General features: G+C 71.8%; 16 protein-coding genes and 1 pseudogene. 16 read left to right on the top strand and 1 reads right to left on the bottom strand.

What is annotated here, in order from left to right; translation table 11 throughout:
* Positions 1-48: 48 nt before the first annotated feature.
* The 10 genes and pseudogenes from ACGF3A_RS42685 to ACGF3A_RS42730 all read left to right on the top strand — a co-directional run bounded on the left by ACGF3A_RS42685 (position 49) and on the right by ACGF3A_RS42730 (position 9,595).
* Positions 49-714: a SurA N-terminal domain-containing protein gene (locus ACGF3A_RS42685; RefSeq protein ID WP_393736522.1), complete on the top strand. Its 666-nt coding sequence runs from the start codon at positions 49-51 to the stop codon at positions 712-714.
* A 52-nt stretch (positions 715-766) separates the two neighbouring features.
* Entirely contained in the window at positions 767-1,762 is a 996-nt protein-coding gene (locus ACGF3A_RS42690; RefSeq protein ID WP_393736672.1) for a nucleoside triphosphate pyrophosphohydrolase, read from the top strand.
* A gap of 455 nt (positions 1,763-2,217) precedes the next feature.
* Positions 2,218-2,874, top strand: coding sequence for a lysoplasmalogenase family protein (locus tag ACGF3A_RS42695; RefSeq protein WP_393736524.1), 657 nt, complete (start codon positions 2,218-2,220; stop codon positions 2,872-2,874).
* A 9-nt stretch (positions 2,875-2,883) separates the two neighbouring features.
* Positions 2,884-4,131: a cytochrome P450 gene (locus ACGF3A_RS42700; RefSeq protein ID WP_393736526.1), complete on the top strand. Its 1,248-nt coding sequence runs from the start codon at positions 2,884-2,886 to the stop codon at positions 4,129-4,131.
* Between the two features lie 114 nt (positions 4,132-4,245).
* A complete protein-coding gene (locus ACGF3A_RS42705; protein ID WP_393736528.1) occupies positions 4,246-5,343 on the top strand; it encodes a transglycosylase family protein in 1,098 nt (365 codons plus the stop codon).
* Between the two features lie 290 nt (positions 5,344-5,633).
* A pseudogene (locus tag ACGF3A_RS42710) lies at positions 5,634-5,990 on the top strand (transglycosylase family protein); the annotation flags it as partial.
* A 178-nt stretch (positions 5,991-6,168) separates the two neighbouring features.
* Positions 6,169-7,449 carry a phosphopyruvate hydratase gene (gene eno / locus ACGF3A_RS42715; RefSeq protein ID WP_393736530.1) on the top strand — a complete coding sequence of 427 codons (1,281 nt, stop codon included), beginning with the start codon at positions 6,169-6,171 and terminating at the stop codon, positions 7,447-7,449.
* A gap of 132 nt (positions 7,450-7,581) precedes the next feature.
* Positions 7,582-8,058, top strand: coding sequence for a septum formation initiator family protein (locus ACGF3A_RS42720; RefSeq protein ID WP_393736532.1), 477 nt, complete (start codon positions 7,582-7,584; stop codon positions 8,056-8,058).
* A gap of 23 nt (positions 8,059-8,081) precedes the next feature.
* Positions 8,082-8,615 (top strand): DUF501 domain-containing protein, encoded by a 534-nt coding sequence (locus tag ACGF3A_RS42725; RefSeq protein WP_393736535.1) that lies wholly within the window; start codon positions 8,082-8,084, stop codon positions 8,613-8,615.
* 2 nt (positions 8,616-8,617) lie between these two features.
* Complete coding sequence (locus ACGF3A_RS42730) at positions 8,618-9,595, top strand: exopolyphosphatase (protein ID WP_393736675.1); 978 nt, start codon at positions 8,618-8,620, stop codon at positions 9,593-9,595.
* Positions 9,596-9,723: 128 nt separating this feature from the next.
* Here ACGF3A_RS42730 and ACGF3A_RS42735 read toward each other — a convergent pair whose 3' ends face one another.
* The gene (locus ACGF3A_RS42735) at positions 9,724-10,920 is read right to left on the bottom strand and encodes a helix-turn-helix domain-containing protein (protein WP_393736537.1); all 1,197 of its coding nucleotides are present in this window, start codon (positions 10,918-10,920) and stop codon (positions 9,724-9,726) included.
* 78 nt (positions 10,921-10,998) lie between these two features.
* On the opposite strand from ACGF3A_RS42735, the gene ACGF3A_RS42740 reads away from it, so the two are divergent.
* The 6 genes from ACGF3A_RS42740 to ACGF3A_RS42765 all read left to right on the top strand — a co-directional run bounded on the left by ACGF3A_RS42740 (position 10,999) and on the right by ACGF3A_RS42765 (position 16,544).
* The gene (locus tag ACGF3A_RS42740) at positions 10,999-11,232 is read left to right on the top strand and encodes a hypothetical protein (protein ID WP_393736539.1); all 234 of its coding nucleotides are present in this window, start codon (positions 10,999-11,001) and stop codon (positions 11,230-11,232) included.
* Positions 11,229-11,444 (top strand): hypothetical protein, encoded by a 216-nt coding sequence (locus ACGF3A_RS42745; RefSeq protein WP_393736541.1) that lies wholly within the window; start codon positions 11,229-11,231, stop codon positions 11,442-11,444. The genes ACGF3A_RS42740 and ACGF3A_RS42745 overlap by 4 nt, the downstream gene beginning before the upstream one ends.
* Positions 11,445-11,557: 113 nt before the next feature.
* Entirely contained in the window at positions 11,558-12,775 is a 1,218-nt protein-coding gene (locus tag ACGF3A_RS42750; protein WP_393736543.1) for a methyltransferase domain-containing protein, read from the top strand.
* Between the two features lie 168 nt (positions 12,776-12,943).
* Positions 12,944-13,135 (top strand): hypothetical protein, encoded by a 192-nt coding sequence (locus ACGF3A_RS42755; protein WP_393736546.1) that lies wholly within the window; start codon positions 12,944-12,946, stop codon positions 13,133-13,135.
* Between the two features lie 479 nt (positions 13,136-13,614).
* Entirely contained in the window at positions 13,615-15,039 is a 1,425-nt protein-coding gene (locus tag ACGF3A_RS42760; protein WP_393736548.1) for an NAD(P)/FAD-dependent oxidoreductase, read from the top strand.
* Positions 15,040-15,224: 185 nt separating this feature from the next.
* Positions 15,225-16,544: a class I SAM-dependent methyltransferase gene (locus ACGF3A_RS42765; RefSeq protein ID WP_393736550.1), complete on the top strand. Its 1,320-nt coding sequence runs from the start codon at positions 15,225-15,227 to the stop codon at positions 16,542-16,544.
* Positions 16,545-16,611: the final 67 nt, after the last annotated feature.

Here is a 16,611-nt window from a genome sequence, read left to right on the forward strand (position 1 = left end):
CCATCGATCATCGCTAGGTCGTGCATGCGTTGCCGCCCAGGAGGCCCCATGGAAAGCCATCGCCGTAGGTCCGTGCTCACCCTCTCCGCCGTCGCCGCGCTCGTGGTCGCGGCGCCGTTGCTGACCGGGTGCGGGAAGGACGCGCACCCGGGCGCGGCGGCCGTGGTCGAGGGTGACCGGATCAGCATGGCTCAGCTCCAGTCCAAGGTCGGCGCGGTCCGGGACGCGCAGCGGTCCGCGCCGCAGGGCGCGCAGATGATCAAGCAGAGCGGCCAGCTCACGCGCGCGACGCTGGACGGCATGATCCGCGAGAAGATCGTCGCGCGCGCCGCCGACGACGCCGGGGTGAAGGTCTCGCGCCGCGAGATCCAGCAGGCCCGGGCCCAGATCGAGAAGCAGGCGGGCGGCCGCAAGGCGCTGGAGAAGGCGCTGCTCCAGCAGCAGGCCGTCGCGCCCGACGAGGTCGACGGCCGGATCCGGATGCAGGTCCGCTTCGAGAAGATCGCCAAGGCCGAGGGCATCGACCCGCGCTCCCCGCAGGGCAACACCCGGCTCAACGCGAAGCTCACCCAGGTCTCCAAGGCCATGAAGATCGACGTGAACCCGCGCTACGGGAAGTGGAACGCGGGCAAGTCCGCGCTCGGCACCGCGAAGACCCCCTGGCTCCGGGACCTCTCCGGCGACGCGAAGGACCGCCAGCAGCAGCGCATGTGACCCGGTCCGGGGCCCTGGGCCCCGCAAAAAGCGCGAGGGGGATTCCGGCACCCTGGGTTACGTTCGAGGGGTGACTGACTCCCCCGCGCCCGGCCGTATCGTCCTGCTCACGACCACCCACCGCGTCGCCCCCGGCCTGCTGTCCTGGCCCGCCTGGCAGGCGCTGCGCGACGCCGACCGCGTGCTGTGCGCCGACCCCGCGCACCCCCAGCTCCCGTACGTGCGGGAGGCGGGCGTCGAGGTCGAGACGGGCACGGCGCCGGACGCGCGCAAGCTGGTGGACCTGTGCCGGGGCGGCGGGCGTACGGTCGTGGTCCTCGCCACCGCGGAGGGCGAGCCCGCGCTCACCGACGGCCTCGCCCGTCTCGCGGGCTCGGGCCGCGAGCCCGCGATGCCCGACCTGGAGCTGCTGCCCGGCTCGTACGACCTGCCGGGCGCGCGGCTGCTCGACGTCGTCCAGGTCATGGACCGGATCCGGGCCGAGTGCCCGTGGGCCGCTGTGCGCACCCACGAGGACCTGCTGAAGTACGGCGTCGAGGAGACCTTCGAGATGGTCGAGGCCATCGAGGAGGGCGACCCGGAGGCGCTGTGCGAGGAACTGGGCGACGTGCTGCTCCAGGTCGTCTTCCACGCCCGTATCGCGCAGGACGACCCGGAGTCGCCGTTCGCCATCGACGACGTCGCGGGCGGCCTGGTGACCAAGCTGATCCACCGGCACCCGCACGTCTTCGGCGACGAGACGGCGGAGACGGCGGAGGACGTCAAGGCCCACTGGAGCAACCGCAAGGCCGTGGAGAAGCACGAGCGCACCTCGGCGACGGAGGGTGTGCCTCTCGGCCAGCCCGCGCTCGCGCTCGCCGCCAAGCTTGACGCCCGCGCCAGGGGCGCGGGCTTGGACGTTCCGCTCCCTCCGGGCGAGGGTGTCGGCTACGAGCTCCTCGCTCTGGCCGTGCGGGCGGTCCGCGACGGTGTCGACCCGGAGTCGGCCCTCCGCGCCGCGGCCCGCACCTACCGAGACACGATCCGCACAGCAGAGACCCCCAGCTGACCCCGCACCCCTGGCTCGCCCTCCGCCCTGCTGTGCTTGGCAGGTCTGCGCTTCTCCCTCCGCCCCTGCGAAGCTTGGGAAGTCTGCGCTTCTCCCTCCGCTGTGCTTGGGAAGTCTGCGCAAGGCGCAGGGTTGGCAAGCGCAGCCCCCCATGCCGGGTGCCCCGCGCAACGGGGCCGGGTTCGGGGTGCCCCGGGCTGTGCTTCGCGGGCTGCGAGTGCGTCGTGGCTTGTCGCGCAGTTCCCCGCGCCCCTGAGGGAACAGGGGCAAGCCCCGAAGTCTTGAACCGTCGCGCCCCCGCGGCGGAGCCGCTAAACGAACACAGCCCCGCGCCCCTGAGGGCAAAGGGGCAAGCCCTGTTGCCTTGGCCCCGGGGGGGGCGATCTCGTACTCGGCGGTAGTTTGTTGGGGGCGGGGGATTGACCTGGGGGAAAGGGCGCGCGGAGACTGCGCGGATGGCTAATACGAAGGGGCGCGGCGCCCTCGCCGCATACGGGGCGCTCGCGGCCGTGGACTTGTTCGCGACCGCCAAGCGCCCACGCGGCCTCGCCCGCGCCGCGAAGCCGTTGCTGATGCCCGCACTGGGGGCGTACGCGGCAAAAAGGGGCGGCGGCAAGAACATACCGCTGCTCGCGGGACTCGGCTGCGCCACCGTCGGAGACACCGCGCTGCTCTTCGACGACCGCGAGACCGCCTTCCTCACGGGCATGGCCGCCTTCCTCGGCACCCAGGTCAGTTACACGGCGGGCATGACGGCCCGCCTCGGCGCCGTGCGCGGGATCCGCCGCCGCCCGCGCCGCGCAGCGGCCTGCCTGGCGGCCTGGGCCGTCGCGAACGCCGCGCTCGCGCCCACCCTCGACCGCCGGATGCGGCTGCCCGTGGCCGGGTACAGCCTCGCGCTGACGGCGATGGGCGCCGCCGCGTTCGGCGTCGGCGGGAAGGTCGGGGCGGGGGCCGCCGCGTTCCTCGTCTCGGATCTGCTGATCGGGCTCCAGGCGGCGGGCCACGAGCTGCCGTCCAAGACCTCGCACGAGGTGCTGATCATGGCGGGCTATCTCGCGGGCCAGTACCTGATCGCGGCCGGTTGGCTGGAGCACACGGCGCCCGCGTAACGTCGGAGGGTGCACGACGAGAACACCCCGCCGCCGCTCTTCGACTGGAGCTTCGCCTCCGACCCGTACCCCGCGTACGCCTGGCTGCGGGAGCACGCGCCCGTACGGCGTACCGAGCTGCCCAGCGGTGTCGAGGCGTGGCTCGTGACGCGGTACGCGGACGCGCGCGAGGCCCTCGCGGACGCGCGGCTCAGCAAGAGCCCGCACCACCACAGCGAGCGCGGCTCGCACGGCAAGGGCAAGGTCGGCATTCCGGGCGAGCGCAGCGCGAACCTGATGACGCACCTGCTCAACATCGACCCGCCCGACCACACCCGGCTGCGGCGGCTGGTCTCGAAGGCGTTCACGCCGCGCCGCGTGGCCGCGTTCGCGCCGCGCGTCCAGGAGCTGTCGGACGCGCTGATCGACTCCTTCGCGGGGCGCGGGGAGGCCGACCTCATCCACGAGTACGCGTTCCCGCTGCCGATCTACGCGATCTGCGACCTCCTCGGCGTCCCGGCCGAGGACCAGGACGACTTCCGCTCCTGGGCGGGCATGATGATCCATCAGCCCGGCTCGCCGAGGGGCGGCGTCGGGCGCGCGGTGAAGAAGATGCGCGGCTATCTCGCCGAGCTGATCCACCGTAAGCGGGCCGACCCGGGGGACGACCTGATCTCGGGGCTCATCCGCGCCTCCGACCACGGCGAGCACCTCACCGAGGACGAGGCCGCCGCGATGGCGTTCATCCTCCTCTTCGCGGGCTTCGAGACGACCGTCAACCTCATCGGCAACGGCACGTACGCGCTGCTGCGCCACCCCGAACAGCGGCACCTGCTGCAGGACGCGGTGGCGGCGGGCGACGAGCGGCTGCTGGCCGCCGCCGTAGAGGAACTGCTGCGCTACGACGGCCCGGTCGAGCTCGCGACCTGGCGGTTCGCGACCGAGCCGCTGACGATCGGCGGGCAGCCGATAGCGGCCGGGGACCCGGTGCTGGTCGTCCTCGCGGCGGCCGACCGCGACCCGGCGAAGTTCGCGGATCCGGACAGGCTGGACCTCACCCGCCGCGACAACCAGCACCTGGGCTACGGGCACGGCATCCACTACTGCCTCGGCGCCCCGCTCGCCCGGTTGGAGGGGCAGACGGCGCTGGCGACCCTGCTACGCCGCCTGCCGGATCTGCGGCTGGCCGCCGACCCGGAGGAGCTGCGCTGGCGCGGCGGGCTCATCATGCGCGGACTGCGCACCCTGCCCGTGGAGTTCGCGCCGGTACGGGAGTGACGGGAAATCACCCGCGTGACCAGTACGTGATATTCGCGACACTGGCTTGTGACGCACCCCTGTTCGCCGCTACCTTCCCGGCGTCAAGTGAACTGTCCCTACGAGAGGTCCACCATGCGCTCCGGGAACGGTCGGCACCGCCGCCCCCGCCAGGCCCCCGCACTCTTCGTCGCCGCCGGGGTGACGGGCGCGGGCATCGCCATTCCGCTGCTGGGCGCCACCGGCGCGCACGCCGCCGACGCCTCGACCTGGGACAGGGTCGCCGAGTGCGAGAGCGGCGGCCTCTGGAGCGCGAACGAGGACAACGGGTACTACGGCGGGCTCCAGCTGACGATGGAGATGTGGGAGCAGTACGGCGGTACGTCGTACGCGGAGCGCCCCGACCTCGCCAGCCGCAGCCAGCAGATATCCGTCGGCGAGAAGATCCTCTCGGCCAAGGGCCCCGAGGCGTTCCCGCAGTGCGCGGACATCGCGGGCCTGGGCGACGGCGGTTCGCAGCCGCCCGAGGTCGACCCGGGCACGGACCCCGGGGACCCCAGCGGCAGCGACCCGGGCGGCTACCCGGCGCCGGGCGGCGGCGACCTGGGCGACGAACCGGCCCCGAGCCCCTCCGACCCGACGGACTCCGGCCCCTCCGAGGGCCCTTCCGAGGGACCTTCCGAGGGCCCCTCTGACTCGCCGTCCGACACTCCCTCGGACAGCCCGTCCGACACGCCTTCGGACAGCCCGTCGGACGAGCCTTCTGACTCGCCGTCCGACAGCCCCTCGGACTCGCCGTCGGATTCACCGTCGGACAGCCCCTCGGACACGCCTTCGGGCAGCCCGTCCGACGAGCACTCGGACTCACCCTCCGACGACCCCTCCGACAGCCCGTCCGAGGACCCCTCCGGCACCCCGACGACCCCGCCGGACTCCTCGTACCCCTCCGACCCCTCCGAGCCGGGCAAGGGCGACGGCAAGGGCGACGGGGAGGGCCAGGGCCAGGGCGAGGGCACCGGCAAGCACCGGGGCGAGCCGGACGAGCACCCCTCGCGCGGCGACGGCCCCCGGCACGGCGGCGGCAAGCACCGCGTCCAGACCGGCGACTCGCTCTCCCAGATCGCCGCTGACCAGGACATTCGCGGGGGCTGGAGCGAGCTGTACGAGCGCAACCGCGAGGTCGTGGGCGACGACCCGGACCTGATCCTCCCGGGCCAGCGGCTCAGCTACTGAGCCCGCGCCGATGCCTGTCGGGCCCGATGATCTGTGACCTGGGGCACGAAAAAGCCCTGTTCAGGGGGGTGTGGCTGTGACATGCCTCATCCGGCCCACCCCCTGAAAGGACTTTCGGCCTGTCCGTATGCGGCGCCATGACCAGCGATGTCGGCGCCCTGAAGCTGTCAAGATGTCCATTTTGGGGACGGTATTCCGTCCCTTGAGCGTTTTGCGGCGATGCTCTTACGGTCGTGACCACTCGCTGATTGAAGCGGGTACCTGCCACGTCCCCGTAAGAAAGAAGATCCATGCTTCGCCAGCTCACCACCCGCAAGACCACCACCCGCATCGCGACCCTCACCGGTGCCGCGGCCATCGCCGTGGCCGCGCCGCTCATGGCGGCGGGCAGCGCGCAGGCGGCCAGCCCGGCACAGTCCGGCGGCTCCGCCAAGTGGGAGTCCATCGCGCAGTGCGAGTCGGGCGGCAACTGGTCCACCAACACCGGCAACGGCTACTACGGCGGCCTGCAGTTCTCGCAGTCCAGCTGGGCGGCGGCCGGTGGCACGAAGTTCGCGCCGCGCGCGGACCTCGCGACCAAGGCCGAGCAGATCAACGTCGCCGAGAACCTGGCCTCGATCCAGGGCATGAGCGCCTGGGCCTGCGCCTGAGCCTGACGGCTTACGCCTGACGGCCGCGCGCCGGTGGCACTGACACAGAGGGTGCCCCTTCTCCCGAGCGGAGAAGGGGCACCCTTTCGTTTGCGAGGGGTGGAAGAGGGTGTCGGCTCTGTCCGGCGGTTAGGCTCGGGTCCGAGAAAGCCAGACACATACGAAGGAGATCCTCGTGCCGTCCATCGACGTCGTCGTAGCCCGCGAGATCCTCGACTCGCGAGGCAACCCCACGGTCGAGGTCGAGGTCGGCCTCGACGACGGCAGCACGGGCCGTGCTGCCGTGCCGTCCGGCGCCTCGACCGGCGCTTTCGAGGCCCTTGAACTCCGCGACGGCGACACCGCCCGGTACGGCGGCAAGGGCGTCGAGAAGGCCGTCCTCGCCGTCATCGAGCAGATCGGTCCGGAGCTGGTGGGCTACGACGCCACCGAGCAGCGCCTGATCGACCAGGCGATGTTCGACCTGGACGCCACCGCGGACAAGTCCTCGCTCGGCGCCAACGCCATCCTCGGCGTCTCGCTCGCCGTCGCGCACGCGGCCTCCGAGGCGTCCGACCTGCCCCTCTTCCGCTACCTCGGCGGCCCGAACGCGCACCAGCTCCCGGTGCCGATGATGAACATCCTGAACGGCGGCTCGCACGCCGACTCGAACGTGGACATCCAGGAGTTCATGATCGCCCCGATCGGCGCCGAGTCCTTCTCGGAGGCCGTGCGCTGGGGCGCGGAGGTCTACCACGCGCTCAAGGGCGTCCTCAAGGAGCGCGGCCTGGCCACGGGCCTCGGCGACGAGGGCGGCTTCGCCCCGAACCTGGGCTCCAACCGTGAGGCCCTCGACCTGATCATCGAGGCCATCCAGAAGGCCGGTTACACCGCCGGTCAGGACATCGCCCTCGCCCTGGACGTCGCCGCCTCGGAGTTCTACGAGGAGGGGACGTACGCGTTCGAGGGCCAGAAGCGCTCCGCCGCCGAGATGACCGAGTACTACGAGCAGCTCGTCGCGGACTACCCGCTGGTCTCCATCGAGGACCCGCTGTTCGAGGACGACTGGGCGGGCTGGACCGTGCTCACCGAGAAGCTCGGCGACAAGGTCCAGATCGTCGGCGACGACCTCTTCGTCACCAACCCCGAGCGCCTCGCCCGCGGCATCGAGGAGGGCGCGGCCAACGCGCTGCTCGTCAAGGTCAACCAGATCGGTTCGCTGACCGAGACCCTCGACGCGGTCGAGCTGGCGCAGCGCAACGGCTTCAAGTGCATGATGTCGCACCGCTCCGGCGAGACCGAGGACGTCACCATCGCCGACCTCGCCGTCGCCGTGAACTGCGGCCAGATCAAGTCCGGCGCCCCCGCGCGCTCGGAGCGCGTCGCGAAGTACAACCAGCTGCTGCGCATCGAGGAGATCCTCGACGACGCGGCGGTCTACGCGGGCCGGTCCGCGTTCCCCCGCTACAAGCGGTGACCACGCGCTGACGGGGAGAGGAGGGCCGCCGCCACGAGGGCACGGCCCCCCTCTCCCCCTCCCCCCTGCCGGACCCACGCATCACGCACCACGCATCCCACGCACCCATCGCCCCTCTGCGGAGGAAGAACATTGGCACGGGACCGCTTCTCGACGGCCACGCGGCTGCGCGCGCTGGGAGCAGGCGCCGCCGAGCGCGTCTACCGGGCGCAGAGCAAACGCGTCAGAGCCCCGCGCAAGGGCCGGCTCACCGGCAGGGCCGCCCTGCTCGCGCTCGTTCTCTGCTCCCTCGTCGTCGCGCTCGCGTACCCCACGCGGCAGTACGTCTCGCAGCGCTCGGACATCGCCGACCAGCGCCGTCAGGCCGACCGCGCCCGCGAGCAGGTCCACGAGCTGCGCGAGCTGCGCGCCCGCTGGCAGGACCCGGCGTACGTGGAGCAGCAGGCGCGCGAACACCTGCACTTCGTACGGCCGGGAGAGACCGGCTTCATCATGCGGGACGGCACCGCCGACCCGCACCGCCCCGTCGACCGCCGCCCGGCCGACCGGGCCTGGTACGAGAACCTCTGGGACGGCGTGGACACCGCCGACCAGGCGAGCGCCCACTGACGCCACCCTTCATGAAAGAACGCATGGACACCCCACCCCCTCAGACCGAGCCGACGACGCCGACGGACGCGGACATCGCGGCCTTCAAGGAGCAGCTCGGCCGCCCGCCGCGCGGGCTGCGCGCCATCGCGCACCGCTGCCCCTGCGGGCTGCCGGACGTCGTCGAGACGGCGCCCCGCCTGGAGGACGGCACGCCGTTCCCCACCACGTACTACCTGACGTGCCCCCGCGCCGCCTCCGCCATCGGCACGCTGGAGGCGAACGGCGTGATGAAGGAGATGACGGCCCGCCTGGCGGAGGACGCGGAGCTGGCCGACGCGTACCGCGCCGCGCACGAGGACTACCTCGCGCGGCGCGACGCCATCGAGGAGCTGACCGGCTTCCCCAGCGCGGGCGGCATGCCGGACCGCGTGAAGTGCCTGCACGTGCTCGTGGCCCACTCCCTGGTCGCGGGCCCCGGCGTGAACCCGCTCGGCGACGAGGCGCTCGCGATGCTCCCGGAGTGGTGGAAGAAGGGCCCGTGCGTGGACGTACCGGCGCCGGAGGTGACTCCATGAGCATGACGAGGGTGGCCGCGATCGACTGCGGCACCAACTCCATCCGCCTCCTGGTGGCGGACCTCGACCCGGACACGGGCGAACTCCACGACCTGGACCGGAGGATGGAGATCGTCCGCCTGGGCCAGGGCGTGGACCGTACGGGACGGCTGGCGCCGGAGGCCCTTGAACGTACGTTCGCGGCATGCCGCACGTACGCCTCGGTGCTGGCGGAGTTCGGAGTCGCCCCCGACCGCCTCCGCTTCGTAGCGACATCGGCCTCCCGGGACGCGGAGAACCGCGAAGAGTTCGTACGCGGCGTCGTGGACATCCTCGGCGTCGAGCCGGAGGTCATCACCGGCGACCAGGAGGCCGAGTTCTCCTACACGGGCGCCACCCGCGAACTGGACCGTGCCACGCACCCCGCCCCCTACCTCGTGGTGGACATCGGCGGCGGCTCCACCGAGTTCGTCGTCGGCGACGGCGAGGTGGAGGCCGCACGCAGCGTGGACGTAGGCTGCGTCCGCCTCACGGAACGCCACCTCACGCGTCCCGACGGCACGATCACCGAGACCCCCTCCCCGGACCAGATCGCCGCGATCCGCGCGGACGTCGAGTCGGCGCTGGCCGAGGCCGAGAAGACGGTCCCCGTACGCTCCGCCCACACCCTGGTAGGCCTAGCGGGCACGGTCACGACCCTGGCCGCCCTCGCCCTGGACCTGGACACCTACGACCCGTCGCGCATCCACCACGCCCGCCTCACCCGCGAAGAGACCCGCACCCAGGCGACCCGCCTCCTGGCCGCCACCCACGACGAACGAGCCGCCCTCCCGGCCATGCACCCGGGCCGCGTCGACGTCATCAACGCGGGCGCCCTGGTCCTCCTGACCATCATGGAGCGCACGGGTACGGAAGAGCTCGTGGTCAGCGAACACGACATCCTGGACGGCATCGCTTTCAAAGTGGCAGAAGACGCCGAGCAGGCCGACGAAGAGAACTGACCTGCGGCGGGGTGTGTAGATCACCCTTCGGATGAACTGGTCAAGCGTGATCGCGCAGGGCCCCCGGCGGGAGACTGCCGGGGGCACTGTCGCGTTGGCCGGTGTCGGCCGCGGGGCGCTCGCTGCCGCTATGGGCTCGTGTGGTCGAGTGACAGCACTGAGCGGACCTCGGGTACCTCTCGGTACTCGGTGAGCCGGGTACGCACGGCGTCCGCGCGCGTGTCTGTACGGGCCGAGGCCACAGAGGCGGACATGGCGAACATGCGCTCGGCGACGGCGGCGGCCTGCCCGGGCTCGTTCGCGTCGGCGTAGGCCATGGCGAGCCAGGAGAGGTACAACGCCAGCTCTCGGGCGTGCGCAGCGTCGTACCGGTCGAGGACCCGGGACAGAAGCGGCACGGCGCGCAGGGGGCGGTGCAGTTCTGTGAACACCCGGGCGTCCATGATCTCTAGTTCGTCCTCGGACACCCAGTACAGCCACGAAGGGTCGGGCTCGGGCGCCCTGGTGGTGAGCGCTTCGTGTGCCTCGCTGAGTGCACGTATGGCGGGCTGGACGTCTCCGGCCTTGGTGTGGGCCCAGGCGAGCCGGTCGAAGAAGAGCGCGCGGGCGCGGGGCGGTGCGACGGTTCGCGCGCGCTCCACGGCTGCGTGCGCCATGGCGACCGCTTCGCGCGGTTCGCCGACGTTGGCGACCTGATACGAGAGTGTGCTGAGGAGCTGGCCCGCGAGCGTGGCGTCTCCGGCGCGCTCGGCCGCGCTGAGGCCGAGGCGGTAGGCGTTCTCGGCGTCGGCGTGGTTGCCCGCGTCGCTGGCGATCCATCCTGCGATCTGGGCCAGCTCGGCGACTTCGGCCAGGAGCGCGCGGCCGACCTCGTCGGTGTGCACACCTTCGCGGTACAGCGCGACGGCGGACCGTAGCTCTCGCAAGGCGCGCGGGAGTGTGTCACGCCCACCGATCACGTCATCCGCGAGGCGTAGCCCGTGCACGCGGGCGGCGAGGTCGCTCACATCCTGAGCGCCGATGCGGCGCCCCCGACGAGCCTTGAGAGGGGCGAGGGGATCTCCGTCGGGCAGGAAGTCGGCGAGGGTCGGCTCGCGACTCTCAGAGGGCTGGGAGGGGACGCGTGGTGTGACCTTGTCGGCGATGCTGCCGTCTGCGCCGAGGAGGTCGTCGAGCCTGCGCGCCATGCGTCGGGAGGGGCGCTGCTTCCCGGCGAGCACGCGAGAAAGATAAGCGTGGTCGTAGTGCAGCGCGCGAGACACTTCTCGGATGCTGAGGCCGCGCTCGTCGAGGGCAGCGTGCACCCGGCGGATGAAGTCCTCCATGGTGACAACCAGCGTAGTACCGGGTAGTCACCGTTTGTCACCAGTGCAATCAACTCCCGGTGCCCCAACCTGGGTTGCATGAGCAGCTCGGGAGCATCCAGTCAAAGGAAGACACGGCGTGAGCGCATCCGGGACGCCGAGGGCGCGCTCGACGCGCTGCGGGAAGTGGCCGCGCTGCGTGGCGTTGTGCTCCCCACGCTGGGGATGGAGACGACGACCCTCGACCCCGTGACGGACGGAGCACCACGCCTGTCCCTGACGACCGACGACGCCCGCCTCCTGTCGGCGCTCCTGCGCGCGACCGCCTCGTGAACGCCAGCCGGATGACGCTGCGCGTCGGCCACGTGCTGACAGCCCTGGTGGCGAACGGCGGCCGCTTCGTCGTCGCGTGGGAGCCACCCCGCGAGGTCGTCTCCGACGAGGGCCCCGGCTTCGCCTGGTCGATGCGGTACCCGCCGTGCCGGTGCCCTGCCGCGGCCTGCCCGGACCGCGGGGGCGGCTCGCCGTCCATGCGTTTCCGATGAGCTGTCGTCCCGCTCCCGTGGGACGGCGCACGATCCGATGGCACACCGAATGAGAGAGAGGCGGCCATGCAGCAGGGTGACGACTCCGGTCACAGCGACGAGCAGCAGCGGTAGTGGCCGAGGCGCATGAGGGGCGGGAGGCCGGTCCCGCGCGGCTGGCCTCCGTGCTCCTGGAGAACGGGGCGCTGACCTCCGACTGGCTGCCCGCGTACGAGGCGGTGCCGCGTGAGGCGTTCGTCCCGGACGTGTTCTGGCCGGGCAGGGGCGGCGCGCGGCAGGGCCGGGCCATCGACCGTACGGCGGAGCCCGAGGCGTGGCGGGAGGCGGTCTACTCGGACCGGTCCTTGACCACGCAGTACGACGACGGCGCCCACACCGGGCCGGAGCCCGGCACGTCCCCGTCCTGCTCGAACTCGCAGCCCACCATGGTCTTCTCGATGCTCGCCACGCTGGACGCGGCCCCGGGCCACAAGGCGCTGGAGGTCGGCACCGGAACGGGCTGGTGCACCGCGCTGCTGTGCGAACGCCTCGGCTCGCCCCACGTGTTCACGGTCGAGGTGGACCCGCAGAACGCCCAGTGGGCACGGCAGGCACTCCGCCGTAAGGGCTACGCGCCGACGACCGTCGTCGGCGACGGCGCCGAGGGGTACGCGCCCGCGGCCCCGTACGACCGCGTGCTGTTCACCGCGTCCGTACGGGACGTGCCGCAGGCCGCTGTCCGGCAGACGCGGCCGGGCGGGCTGATCGTCGCCCCGTACGCGCCCACGTACGGCGCTGGCGCCGTCGTACAGCTCACCGTGGGGGAGGACGGGACGGCGTCCGGGCCGTTCGTCGGCGGCGCGTCCTTCATGCGGCTGCGGCAGCAACGCTCCAACCGGAGGCACACAAGGGAGTATCTGGCGGGGAACGACTGGCCCGCCGACGCAGTCCGCTCCCGCACGGCCCTGTCGCCGGAGGACGTGGGCGACTGGCTCCCCATGTTCGTGCTCGGGCTCCGCACCAGCGGCGTCTTTCCCTGGGCAGAACAGTATGGCGACACCGGCGCGTACACGTTGTGGCTGCGGGACGAGGCGGTCACCTCCTGGGCGACCGTCGACTACGACCCGGACGTGACCGAGTTCGTCGTCTACCAGGACGGCCCCCGCCACTTGTGGGACGAGGTCGAGGCCGCCTTCGCCTGGTGGACGGAGCAGGGCCGCCCTGGCTACGCCCGCTTCGGCCTGACCGTCGCCCCCGACGGCATCCATACCCCTTGGCTCGACTCGCCCCTCAACCCTGTCAAGGCTTCCGCTCGGGAGGGGCTCGTCTGGCCGACACCGCCGGTGGCGTGACGTTTCTCGTGGTCGGTCGGCTCGTTGTGCTGGGACGGGTCTTGTCGAGCGGCTGATCGACCGATGAGCTGCGGCAGGGCTCTCGCGTGTCCGGAGCACCGGGCTTCGGCACAGGAAGAGAGGACAGCGATGCGACGGTTGACCTTCGCTCTGGCTGCGGCTGTTGCGGTGAGCGGTGTGGTGTTCTCGGGGGCGACGGTCCAGGCCGCTCCCGCCGGCCAGACGCAGGCGCGGGCGGGCGGCGCCCCGTTCCCGTACTCCGACTGCATCAAGGAAGCGAAGAGGCAGGGCAAGAAGGATGCCGTGTCCAGGTGCGACAACCTGGTCGCCAAGGGCTGGGTCAAGAAGCCGGGGACCTGATCCGGGACCTGGGCAGGGGCCTGGTCCGGGGCCTGGCCCGGGGCTGAGGTGCCCGGTTTCGGCGTCGGCCGTGCGGCGTGGGCCGTGGGGCCGGCGCCGACCCGCTAAGGGGACCGTAAAGGTCTCACTTGAGCGTTCTCGTACTCCGCTGATAGGGATGAGGCAGGCCCTCGGCGGTCAGCGGAGCCGCGCGCGCAGAGAGTTTTGTGAAACTCTTCACATGAAAAAGGCGCCGGTGAGAGCTATATAGGGGCCGGAATGAGACGTTCCGCGGGGTTGAGCGGGGCGCGAGTCGGGTGTGCTGGCGGACGGGCCTCTGGGGCGCCGGTGACCCTCGGGAATCGGTGCAGCTCGCGAGGGGTGGAGTAGGACGCGCCGGGACAGACCGGTACGGGGCGGGGGAGTGTAGCAGAGGGGCCCCTCATGCTTGTGAAGACCCTCACGAAGTCACCCGGGTCCCTGGGTGGATACTCGATTTCATGAGCACCACGGAGCGTCCCCGAATCCTCGTAGTGGGTGGCGGGTACGTCGGTCTGTACGCGGCACGGCGCATCCTCAAGAAGATGCGCTACGGCGAGGCGACGGTCACCGTCGTCGACCCGCGGTCGTACATGACGTACCAGCCCTTCCTTCCCGAAACCGCCGCCGGCAGCATCTCTCCCCGCCACGTCGTGGTCCCCCTGCGACGCGTGCTCCCGAAGGCTGAGGTCCTCACCGGCCGGGTCACCACCATCGACCAGGACCGCAAGGTCGCGTCGGTGGCGCCGCTCGTCGGAGACCCGTACGAGCTGCCGTTCGACTACCTCGTCATCGCGATGGGTGCCGTCTCGCGCACCTTCCCCGTGCCCGGGCTGGCCGAGAACGGGATCGGGATGAAGGGCGTCGAAGAGGCGATCGGTCTGCGCAACCACGTCCTCGAACAGCTCGACAAGGCCGACTCCACGCACGACGAGGAGGCCCGCCGCAAGGCGCTCACGTTCGTCTTCATCGGCGGCGGCTTCGCCGGTGCCGAGACGATCGGCGAGGTCGAGGACATGGCCAGGGACGCCGCCAAGTACTACCCGAACGTGAAGCGCGAGGACATGCGCTTCATCCTCGTGGACGCGGCCCCCGGGATCCTTCCCGAGGTCGGCCCGAAGCTCGGCGAGTGGGGCCTGGAGCACCTGAAGAAGCGCGGTATCGAGGTCTACCTCCAGACCTCGATGGACTCCTGCGTGGACGGCCACGTGGTGCTGAAGAACGGCCTGGAGGTCGACTCCTCCACCATCGTGTGGACCGCGGGCGTCAAGCCCAACCCGGCGCTGGCCCGCTTCGGCCTGCCGCTGGGCCCCAAGGGCCACGTCGACGTCGACGCGACGATGCAGGTCAAGGGCACCGACTACATCTGGGCCGCGGGCGACAACGCCCAGGTCCCGGACCTGGCCTCCGACAAGGAGAACGCCTTCTGCCCGCCCAACGCGCAGCACGCGCTGCGGCAGGCCAAGGCGCTCGGTGACAACGTCATCTCCGGGCTGCGCGGCTTCCCGCAGGGCAAGTACAAGCACGCCAACAAGGGCGCCGTCGCGGGTCTCGGCCTGCACAAGGGCGTCGCGATGATCGTCTTCGGCAAGACCAAGATCAAGCTGAAGGGCCGGCTGGCCTGGTACATGCACCGTGGCTACCACGGCATGGCCGTCCCGACCTTCAACCGCAAGATCCGGGTCCTGGCCGACTGGGCGCTCGGCATGTTCCTCAAGCGCGAGGTCGTCTCGCTCGGCGCGATGGAGCACCCGCGCGGCGAGTTCTACGAGGCGGCGGCGCCGGTGACCGCCGCTGCCGCCGCCAAGAAGGCGGAGGCCGAGGCCGAGGCCGCTGCCGTTCCCTCGCAGGACGTGAAGGACAAGGACACCGCCAAGGCGTCCTGACCGGACACTACGCACGCGTCTCGCACGCGTACGTCGCACAGCACGCCGAGGGGCGTGAGCCATCCGTGGGGCTCACGCCCCTTTCGCGTGTCCGTGGATTTCTGTGCACAGTGGGCATACGACGGTTCCCGCACGCGTTACGTGTATGGGGAATCCACCCCTTCATTCCACGGAGGTGTGTACGTATGTCGGCTGCCGCGCCGCAGCTCCTCGCGCTGGCGGAGAAGCTCCTGGGAAGTCCCGTGCCGGTCCGGATCCGGGCCTGGGACCACAGCGAGGCGGGGCCGCCCGGCGCCCCCGTCCTCGTCATCCGGCACCGGCGCGCGCTGCGGCGCATCCTGTGGCGCCCGGGCGAGCTGGGCCTGGCCCGCGCGTGGGTGGCGGGCGAGATCGACGTCGAGGGCGATCTGTACGAGGCGCTCGATGCGCTGGCCGAGCTGATCTGGGAGCGGCCCGAGGCCGCCGAGGGGGAGGAGTCCCGGCGCGGCGCCCTCGCGCTGGCCCGGGACCCGGAGATCCGCGCGGCGGCGCGTTCCCTGGCCCGGCTCGCGGGCCCCGGACTGCCGCCGCCCCCGCCCCGCGAGGAGAACCGGCGGCGCGGCGGCCTGCGCCACACGCTCCGCCGCGACCGCGCGGCCATCAGCCACCACTACGACGTGGGCAACGACTTCTACGAGCTGGTGCTCGGCCCGTCCATGGTCTACTCCTGCGCCTACTGGGCCCCCGAGGGGACCCTGGAGGGCGCCCAGCGCGACAAGCTCGACCTCATCTGCCGCAAGCTCGCGCTGCGCGAGGGCCAGCGGCTGCTGGACGTCGGCGGGGGCTGGGGCTCGCTGGTGCTGCACGCGGCGCGCGAGTACGGGGTGAGCGCCGTCGCCGTCACGCTGTCGCGGGAGCAGGCGGCGTACGCCCGTAAGCGGGTCGCGGAGGAGGGCCTGACGGACCGGGTGGAGATCCGCGTCCAGGACTACCGGGAGGTGGACGACGGCCCGTACGACGCCATCTCCTCGGTCGGCATGGCCGAGCACGTCGGCAAGGCGCGCTACGCCGAGTACGCCGCGGACCTCCACAAGCTGCTGAAGCCGGGCGGCCGGCTGCTCAACCACCAGATCGCGCGCCGCCCGCTGGCCGACGAGGAGGCGTACGAGGTCGACGAGTTCATCGACGCGTACGTCTTCCCCGACGGCGAACTCGCGCCCCTCGGGCGGACCGTGGGCGCGCTGGAGGAGGCCGGGTTCGAGGTGCGGGACGTGGAGTCGCTGCGCGAGCACTACGCGCTGACGCTGCGGGCCTGGGTCGCGAACCTGGAGTCCGACTTCGGCCGGGCCGTCCGCCTCTCCTCGCCGGGCCGCGCCCGCATCTGGCGCCTCTACATGGCCGCCTCCGCGCTCGCCTTCGAGCGCAACCGGATCGGCGTCAACCAGGTGCTGGCCGTGCGGACCCCGGAGTCGGGCACCTCGGGCCTCCCGCTGCGCTCCCGCGTGTGGACGGCCGACGGCGCGTAGGCCGTACGGACGCGGAAGGGAGCGGAAGGGAGGGGCGGAGGCGCGGACCTCCGCCCCTCCCGGGGCT

Source organism: Streptomyces sp. NPDC048172, assembly GCF_043202595.1.
Taxonomy (GTDB): domain Bacteria; phylum Actinomycetota; class Actinomycetes; order Streptomycetales; family Streptomycetaceae; genus Streptomyces.